Origin of the sequence: Stenotrophomonas sp. S41 (assembly GCF_016624625.1) — a bacterium.
Taxonomy (GTDB): domain Bacteria; phylum Pseudomonadota; class Gammaproteobacteria; order Xanthomonadales; family Xanthomonadaceae; genus Stenotrophomonas.
In genome coordinates, this window is record NZ_JACVTV010000152.1 from 1 (window position 1) to 8,446 (window position 8,446).

7 protein-coding genes and 2 tRNA genes are annotated in these 8,446 nt (G+C 64.2%); 8 read left to right on the forward strand and 1 reads right to left on the reverse strand.

Annotated features, from left to right (window positions below):
* Nucleotides 1–411: 411 nt before the first annotated feature.
* On the forward strand, nt 412–705 hold the full coding sequence (locus tag IAE56_RS19780) for a hypothetical protein (RefSeq protein WP_200753702.1): 294 nt from the start codon (nt 412–414) through the stop codon (nt 703–705).
* 21 nt (nt 706–726) lie between these two features.
* Here IAE56_RS19780 and IAE56_RS19785 read toward each other — a convergent pair whose 3' ends face one another.
* Entirely contained in the window at nt 727–1,389 is a 663-nt protein-coding gene (locus tag IAE56_RS19785) for a DUF2306 domain-containing protein (protein ID WP_200753703.1), read from the reverse strand.
* A gap of 122 nt (nt 1,390–1,511) precedes the next feature.
* On the opposite strand from IAE56_RS19785, the gene IAE56_RS19790 reads away from it, so the two are divergent.
* The 7 genes from IAE56_RS19790 to IAE56_RS19820 all read left to right on the forward strand — a co-directional run bounded on the left by IAE56_RS19790 (nt 1,512) and on the right by IAE56_RS19820 (nt 8,372).
* Nucleotides 1,512–1,596, forward strand: a tRNA-Leu gene (locus tag IAE56_RS19790).
* Nucleotides 1,597–1,785: 189 nt separating this feature from the next.
* Entirely contained in the window at nt 1,786–3,081 is a 1,296-nt protein-coding gene (tig, locus tag IAE56_RS19795; protein ID WP_200753704.1) for a trigger factor, read from the forward strand.
* Between the two features lie 76 nt (nt 3,082–3,157).
* Nucleotides 3,158–3,784 (forward strand): ATP-dependent Clp endopeptidase proteolytic subunit ClpP, encoded by a 627-nt coding sequence (gene clpP, locus IAE56_RS19800; protein WP_079220811.1) that lies wholly within the window; start codon nt 3,158–3,160, stop codon nt 3,782–3,784.
* Between the two features lie 127 nt (nt 3,785–3,911).
* A complete protein-coding gene (clpX, locus tag IAE56_RS19805; protein WP_079220812.1) occupies nt 3,912–5,201 on the forward strand; it encodes an ATP-dependent Clp protease ATP-binding subunit ClpX in 1,290 nt (429 codons plus the stop codon).
* A 142-nt stretch (nt 5,202–5,343) separates the two neighbouring features.
* Nucleotides 5,344–7,794 (forward strand): endopeptidase La, encoded by a 2,451-nt coding sequence (gene lon, locus IAE56_RS19810; RefSeq protein ID WP_108767956.1) that lies wholly within the window; start codon nt 5,344–5,346, stop codon nt 7,792–7,794.
* Nucleotides 7,795–8,013: 219 nt separating this feature from the next.
* On the forward strand, nt 8,014–8,286 hold the full coding sequence (locus IAE56_RS19815) for an HU family DNA-binding protein (protein ID WP_004146343.1): 273 nt from the start codon (nt 8,014–8,016) through the stop codon (nt 8,284–8,286).
* An 11-nt stretch (nt 8,287–8,297) separates the two neighbouring features.
* Nucleotides 8,298–8,372 (forward strand) — tRNA-Val (locus IAE56_RS19820).
* Nucleotides 8,373–8,446: the final 74 nt, after the last annotated feature.

Here is an 8,446-nt window from a genome sequence, read left to right on the forward strand (position 1 = left end):
AGTTGACTCTTAATCAATAGGTCCAAGGTTCGAATCCTTGACAGCCCACCAGACGAAAGCCACTTGGTCCGCCAAGTGGCTTTTTTCTTGCCTGCGGTCCAGCGATCCGCCGCAGCTGCGCATCCACGCATGGCGTGGATCTACCATCGCCAAGTGGCTTTTTTCTTGCCTGCGATCGGGCGATTCGCGTGGTCGGGACGCATCCACGCATGGCGTGGATCTACTGATCAATCGGCGCGTCATATCCACGCATGGCGTGGATCTACTGAAGCGATGCTTAAAACTGGGTTACATGCGTCATCAGTGTTTTCAATGCTGTGCGCTGCATCTCACCGGCCGCGCTTCGCATCACTCCCAATGGGTGTTCCGCGCCAGAAGCGCATGCATGTGGAGTGAGTCTTGATGATTGCAATGAAGAGGAATGCAGGGCTGATCGTGTCAGGCGTGCTGCTGCTCGCATTGGTGGGCTGCAAGGCCGGTGAGTCGCCATCGACCACAGACGACCACGCGCAGACCGTGCCGCGTGATGCCGATACGGCGAGCATGGCGGCGCAGCCGGCGACGCCTTCGGAGAACGGTGGGACGACCGAGGCGGTCGAGATCACCCGCGCGGACGATGGGTCGTCGGTGCAGCTGCGCAAGGTCGATGCGACCGATGCGCCAGCGGCGACCGAACCCGCGCAGCCGGCCGAACCCGCGCACTGAGCCTGCCGGGCCCGGCGTGGTTCAGGCCATCCGGGCCCTTGCGAACGACGTGCGAACGCTGCGCAGGCGTCGTCCGCTTTCGTAGGCCAGCAGTGGCAGCGCCCAGCTGAGCACCAGCAGGCTGGGCACCATCACCAGCGGCGACGCCAGCTGCATCAGTGCCGGTACCAGCAGGAACAGGCGAAACACGGCGGGTGACAGCGTCACCAGGTAGCTGCGCAGCATCCAGCGCCGGTGCGCGTCGATGTTGCCACGGCGGATCGTGCGGTAGCCGCGCAAAGAGGTGATCAGCCAGGCAAGACCGGTGGCGGCAAACGCGAGTTTCAGTGCCAGCCAGCCCTGGGTGGTGACCAGCAGCCCGACCACGGCGGTGCTGCCAATCAGGATGCCCAGCAGGTAGGTGCGTCCCAGCCAGCGGTGCAGGGCGGGCCAGCGCCGGCGCAACGCCGCCACGAACTGGCTGGCCCCGGCCAGCATGGCCAGGCTGCCACCGGCGACGTGCAGCCACAGCCAGCTGCGCCGGTCCCAGAACATGCCGTAGGCCTCCGGCGTCACCTGCACATAGCGCTGTGCGGTAACCCACAGGAAGTGGCCGGCCACGGCCAGGCCCAAAAGCCAGGCGGCGGCCTTCCACCCGGCGATCCAGGTGCGCGGGGAGGGCGGGGCAGTGCTGATGTGCTCCATCGGGACGTCCAGCCGGGGCAATCCGGCGAGTCTGCGCGAAATGCGTGGGAATTCGCATTCAGCTTTGTCATGCCTTTCGCTTTCCAGCCCCGCCTGCGACAATGAACCTCTGTGCCGGCCACGCGAAAGTGGCGGAATTGGTAGACGCCCTGGATTTAGGTTCCAGTGTCGCAAGGCGTGGGGGTTCGAGTCCCCCCTTTCGCACCAGTGCCGGCCTGTCTCCGCCCTGATCGGGCCGCCGACGGACCCTTGACCGCCACGCGCTGGCAGTGCAGGCCGAATTGGGCGAAACTAAAGGGCTGCGGCAAGCAGGCGCGTCCCAGACGTCGTGTCCTTACAACCGTTTCATCCCAATCATCGAGCCGGGGGCGTGGGCCACCGGTGGCAGGAGTCAACATGCAAGCTTCGATCGAAACCATCGGCAACCTGGAACGCCGCCTGAGCTTCTCGCTGCCGGAAGACCGTCTGCAGAGCCACATCAACGGCCGCCTGGGCGAAATCGCCCGTACCACCCGCATCAAGGGCTTCCGCCCGGGCAAGGTGCCGGCCAAGGTGATCGAGCAGCGCTTCGGCGCGCAGGTCCGTGGCGAGGCGCTGGACGGCCTGCTGCGCGAAACCTTCGATGCCGCCGTGCGTGAGCACGACCTGCGCATCGTCGGCAGCCCGCGCATCGACAAGGGCGAAGAGGGTGAATTCTCCTTCGTCGCCACCGTGGAAGTGGTGCCGGACTTCGGCGACATCGACGTCAGCAAGCTGACCGTGGTGCGCCACACCGCTGAAATCACCGACGCCGACATCGACCAGATGATCGAGAACCTGCAGAACCAGCGTCGTACCTGGGCCCCGGTCTCCCGTGGCGCGCAGGACGGCGACCTGGTCGCGCTGGAAACCTGGTCGCAGGCCGGCGAAGAGCGCCTGCCGGCTGAAGGCACCGAGAAGGGTTCGATCGTGCTCGGCCAGGGCATGATGTTCGAAACCATCGAAAAGGGTCTGGTCGGCCTGGCCAAGGGTGAAGAAAAGACCCTGGACGTCGAGTTCCCGGCTGACTGGCGCGTGCCGGTGCTGGCTGGCAAGACCGTGCAGGTCACCGTCAAGGTCGTCGAGCTGTCCGAGCCGGTCGTGCCGGCCGTCGATGAAGCCTTCATCAAGAGCTTCGGCGTGAAGGGCGGCGACGTCGAGCAGTTCCGCAGCGACATCCGCGCCAACCTGGAGCGCGAGCTGAAGGGCGCCCTGATGAACCGCCTGCGCCGCGAAGTGGGCGAGCAGCTGATCGCCGCCTATTCGTCGGTGGAAATGCCGCCGCGCCTGGTCGAGAACGAAGCCCGCGCCATGCTGGGCCAGCAGGTCGAGCAGGCCCGCCGCAACGGCCAGAACGTCGGTGAAATCCCGGCCGATGCCCACGAAGGCTTCAAGGACGCCGCCGCCAAGCGCGTGCTGGTCGGCCTGGTGGTGGGCGAAGTTGCCCGCACCAACGACCTGCGCCTGGAACCCAAGCGCCTGAATGAAACGATGCGTCTGATCGCTTCGACCTACGAAGAGCCGGAACAGGTCATTGAGATGTACCGCAACGACCCCCAGCTGATGTCTGGTCTGCAGAACCGTGTGATGGAAGAGCAGGTGATCGACTGGATCGCCGAGCGCGCCCAGCACACCGAAGAAAAGCTGTCGTTCCAGGACGCGATCCGCCAGTAATACGGGGCGGATCTCCCCATACCCCGCGCCTGCCCTGGCGCGGGGGTGTTTCCCCCCAAGACAGGTACCTCACGAAATGGACAACCGGACCAAAGCCCTGAACATGGTTCCCATGGTGGTCGAGCAGACCAGCCGCGGCGAGCGTGCCTACGACATCTATTCGCGCCTGTTGAAGGAGCGCCTGATCTTCCTCGTGGGCCCGATCGACGATCACATGGCCAACGTGGTGGTGGCGCAGCTGCTGTTCCTGGAAGCGGAAAACCCGGAAAAGGACATCAGCATCTATATCAACTCGCCGGGTGGCGTGGTCACCGCCGGCATGGCGATCTACGACACCATGCAGTACATCAAGCCGGACGTGAGCACCATCTGCGTCGGCCAGGCCGCCTCGATGGGCGCCCTGCTGCTGGCCTCGGGCGCTGCCGGCAAGCGTTATGCGCTGCCGAACTCGCGCGTGATGATCCACCAGCCGCTGGGCGGCTTCCAGGGCCAGGCCACGGACATCGACATCCATGCCCGTGAAATCCTGACCCTGCGTTCGCGCCTGAACGAAGTGCTGGCCAAGCACACCGGCCAGTCGCTGGAAACGATCGCCCGCGACACCGAGCGCGACAACTTCAAGAGCGCGGTCGACTCGGTGGCCTATGGCCTGGTCGACCAGGTGCTGGAGCGTCGTCCGGAAGAGTCGATCCAGGCCGGTTGATCGGCCTGCACGGGGCCAGGGAGGCCCCGTTCCTGCAGGGTCGGACCGGGACTGTCGTCCCTCCGGCCCTGTGCTATTCTCGAATCGAACCCCCGTTCAGCGGGTGGGGTAACTGGGTAAGCGAAGCATGAGCGAAGACCGCCAAGGTCGTTCCACGGACACCGGCAAGATCCTCTACTGCTCTTTCTGTGGAAAGAGCCAGCATGAAGTGCGCAAGCTTATTGCGGGTCCGAGCGTGTTCATCTGCGATGAATGCGTGGAGCTGTGCAACGACATCATCCGTGAAGAACTCGAGGAAAAGGCGCAGTCGGCGCGCAGTTCGCTGCCCAAGCCGCGCGAGATCCTCGAGGTGCTCGACCAGTACGTGATTGGCCAGAACCGGGCCAAGCGCACCCTGGCCGTGGCCGTCTACAACCACTACAAGCGCATCGAGAGCCGGCAGAAGAACGATGAGGTCGAACTGGCCAAGTCGAACATCCTGCTGGTCGGCCCGACCGGTTCGGGCAAGACGCTGCTGGCCGAAACTCTGGCCCGCCTGCTCAACGTGCCGTTCACCATGGCCGACGCCACCACGCTGACCGAAGCCGGTTACGTGGGCGAGGACGTGGAGAACATCATCCAGAAGCTGCTGCAGAAGTGCGACTACGACGTCGAGAAGGCACAGCAGGGCATCGTCTACATCGATGAAATCGACAAGATCTCGCGCAAGAGCGAGAACCCGTCGATCACCCGCGATGTGTCCGGCGAAGGCGTCCAGCAGGCCCTGCTGAAGCTGATCGAAGGCACCGTGGCCAGCGTTCCGCCGCAGGGCGGCCGCAAGCACCCGCAGCAGGAATTCCTGCAGGTGGACACCAAGAACATCCTGTTCATCTGTGGCGGCGCGTTTGCCGGCCTGGACAAGGTGATCCAGCAGCGTTCCAACGACGCCGGCGGCATCGGCTTCGGCGCCAAGGTGAAGAGTGCCGAGCGCAAGGTGGAAGTGGGCAAGGTGCTGGCTGAAGTCGAGCCGGAAGACCTGATCAAGTTCGGCCTGATCCCCGAGTTCGTCGGCCGCCTGCCGGTGGTGGCGACCCTGGAGGAGCTGGACGAGCCGGCCCTGATCAAGATCCTGACCGAGCCGAAGAACGCCATCACCAAGCAGTTCAAGAAGCTGTTCGAGATGGAGAACGTCGAGCTCGAGTTCCGTCCGGACGCGCTGTCGGCCATCGCCAGGAAGGCGCTCAAGCGCAAGACCGGCGCGCGTGGCCTGCGCACCATCGTCGAATCGGTCCTGCTGGACACCATGTACGACCTTCCCTCGCAGGAAAACGTCAGCAAGGTGGTCGTGGATGAATCGGTGATCGAGCACAAGTCCGAGCCGTACCTGATCTACCAGACCCCGGTGGCCCCTGAACAGAAGGCCGCAGGCGCCGAGTGATCCTTTCAAGTTTTTGATTTGAAAGGATTTTCAACGAACGCCTTGCATCTGAAAGCCGATGGCCCCATAACGGGGCCATCGGCTTTTTTTGTCTCCGGAAGATGCCCTCCCGGAGACGGTTTTCCCCTTCCCTGGAGCCCCCATGGCCCGTTCCCCAAGTGAAACCCTCGACCTGCCGGTCCTGCCGCTGCGCGACGTAGTGGTGTTCCCGCACATGGTCATCCCGCTGTTCGTCGGCCGTGACAAGTCCATGCACGCGCTCGAACAGGCAATGGAGGCAGACAAGCGCATCCTGCTGCTGGCGCAGAAGTCGGCCGAGACCGACGACCCGCATGCGGCCGACCTCTACCAGGTCGGTACGCTGGCGCAGGTGCTGCAGCTGCTGAAGCTGCCCGACGGCACCATCAAGGTGCTGGTCGAAGGCCTGTCGCGCGTGCAGGTCACCCACGTCGACGAGCGTGATGGCTCGCTGCACGGCCAGGCCGTGGAAATCGACGCGGCCGATCCGCGCGAACCGCGCGAGATCGAGGCCATCGCCCGCTCGCTGATGTCGCTGTTCGAGCAGTACGTCAAGACCAACCGCAAGCTGCCGCCGGAGCTGCTGCAGACCCTGGCCGGCATCGACGAGCCGGCGCGCCTGGCCGACACCATCGCCGCGCACATCAGCGTTCGCCTGGCCGACAAGCAGCGCCTGCTGGAAACGCTGGCCGTGGGCGAGCGCCTGGAGATGCTGGTCGGCCTGGTCGACGGCGAGATCGACGTGCAGCAGATGGAAAAGCGCATCCGCGGCCGCGTGAAGTCGCAGATGGAAAAGAGCCAGCGCGAGTACTACCTCAACGAACAGATGAAGGCCATCCAGAAAGAACTGGGTGACCTCGACGACGCGCCGGGCGAGCTGGAAGAGCTGGCCCGCAAGATCGCCGAAGCCGGCATGCCCAAGCCGGTGGAAACCAAGGCGCGCAATGAGCTGAACAAGCTCAAGCAGATGTCGCCGATGTCGGCCGAAGCGGCCGTCGTGCGCAACTACCTGGAGTGGCTGCTGGGCGTGCCGTGGAAGAAGCGCACCAAGGTGCGCAAGGACCTGAAGGCCGCGCAGGACACCCTCGACGCCGACCACTACGGCCTGGACAAGGTCAAGGACCGCATCCTGGAATATCTGGCGGTGCAGTCGCGCGTGAAGCAGATGAAGGGCCCGATCCTGTGCCTGGTCGGTCCGCCGGGCGTGGGCAAGACCTCGCTGGGTCAGTCCATCGCCAAGGCCACCAACCGCAAGTTCGTGCGCATGTCGCTGGGCGGCGTGCGCGACGAGGCCGAGATCCGTGGCCACCGCCGTACCTACGTCGGTTCGATGCCGGGCCGCATCGTGCAGAACCTCAACAAGGTGGGCAGCAAGAACGCGCTGTTCGTGCTCGATGAGATCGACAAGATGTCGATGGACTTCCGTGGCGATCCGTCCTCGGCGCTGCTGGAAGTGCTCGACCCGGAGCAGAACAACGCGTTCAACGACCACTACCTGGAAGTGGACCTGGACCTGTCCGAAGTGATGTTCGTGGCGACCTCCAACTCGCTCAACATCCCGGGCCCGCTGCTGGACCGCATGGAAGTGATCCGCATCCCCGGCTACACCGAGGATGAGAAGCTCAACATCGCCACCCGTTACCTGTCGCCGAAGCAGATCAAGGCCAATGGCCTGAAGCCGGAAGAACTGGAAATCGGCAGCGATGCCATCCAGGACATCGTGCGTTACTACACGCGCGAATCCGGCGTGCGCAACCTGGAACGCGAGATCGCCAAGATCTGCCGCAAGGTGGTGAAGGAGATCGCGCTGGCCGGCCCGCAGCCGGTGAAGGCGAAGAAGGGCGCGAAGAAGTCCAAGGCCCTGGTCAGCGTCACCAGCAAGAACCTGGACAAGTACCTGGGCGTGCGTCGCTTCGATTTCGGCCGCGCCGAGGAAGCCAACGAAATCGGCCTGGTCACCGGCCTGGCCTGGACCGAAGTGGGCGGCGACCTGCTGCAGATCGAATCGACCCTGGTACCGGGCAAGGGCCAGCTGATCCTGACCGGCCAGCTCGGCAACGTGATGAAGGAATCGGCATCGGCGGCGCTGTCGGTGGTGCGTTCGCGCGCCGTTGGTTTCGGCATCGATGCGGACTTTCTGCAGAAGCACGACGTGCACGTGCACGTGCCCGATGGCGCCACGCCGAAGGACGGCCCCAGTGCCGGCGCGGCGATGGTCACCTCGCTGGTGTCGATGCTGAGCAAGGTGCCGGTGCGTGCCGACGTGGCGATGACCGGTGAGATCACCCTGCGCGGTCGCGTCACCGCCATCGGTGGTCTGAAGGAAAAGCTGCTGGCGGCACTGCGTGGCGGTATCCGCACGGTCATCATTCCCGAGGAGAACCGCAAGGACCTGGCCGACATCCCGGCCAACGTCACCCGCGACCTGCAGATCGTGCCGGTGAAGTACATCGAGGAAGTGCTGGACCTGGCGCTGGAGCGTCCGCTGGCACCGAAGAAGGCGCGCAAGAGTGCGCAGCGCGTCACGGTGCGCAGCAAGGCCAAACCGAGTGGAAACGCGCGCGTCAAGCATTGACGCGCGCGGTCGAAATGCCTGAAACCCGCGTCGTTGCTGGCTTTCCACCTTGCGTGGGGGTAGGGGCGCTGGTATAAAAGCAGCACCCGCGAATGAGTGATCGCAGTCTGGCGATCGCTGAATTCGGCGAACAGTTTCCACATGGCGGCCGTGCGCGCATCGCGTGCGGTTGCTTCCCTGTCGAATAAGCGGAACCCACCGCCAAAGGAGTTGTACAGAATGAACAAGACCGAATTGATCGATGCCGTTGCTGAAGCCGCCGACCTGACCAAGGCCGAGTCCAGCCGCGCTGTCGATGCCGTCGTTGCTGCCGTAACCAAGGCGCTGAAGGACGGCGATGCGGTCACCCTGGTTGGCTTCGGTACCTTCCAGGTCCGCGACCGTGCTGCCCGCACCGGCCGCAACCCGAAGACCGGCGACACCATCAAGATCGCTGCTTCGAAGAATCCGTCGTTCAAGGCTGGTAAGGCCCTGAAGGATGCTGTAAACTAAGCGGCTCGCTGGGGTGCTTAGCTCAGCGGTAGAGCGTCTCCTTTACACGGAGAGGGTCGGGGGTTCGAAACCCTCAGCACCCACCACAGCACCGCAGTAAAAGTTCAAGTGTGGAGCGGTAGTTCAGCTGGTTAGAATGCTGGCCTGTCACGCCGGAGGT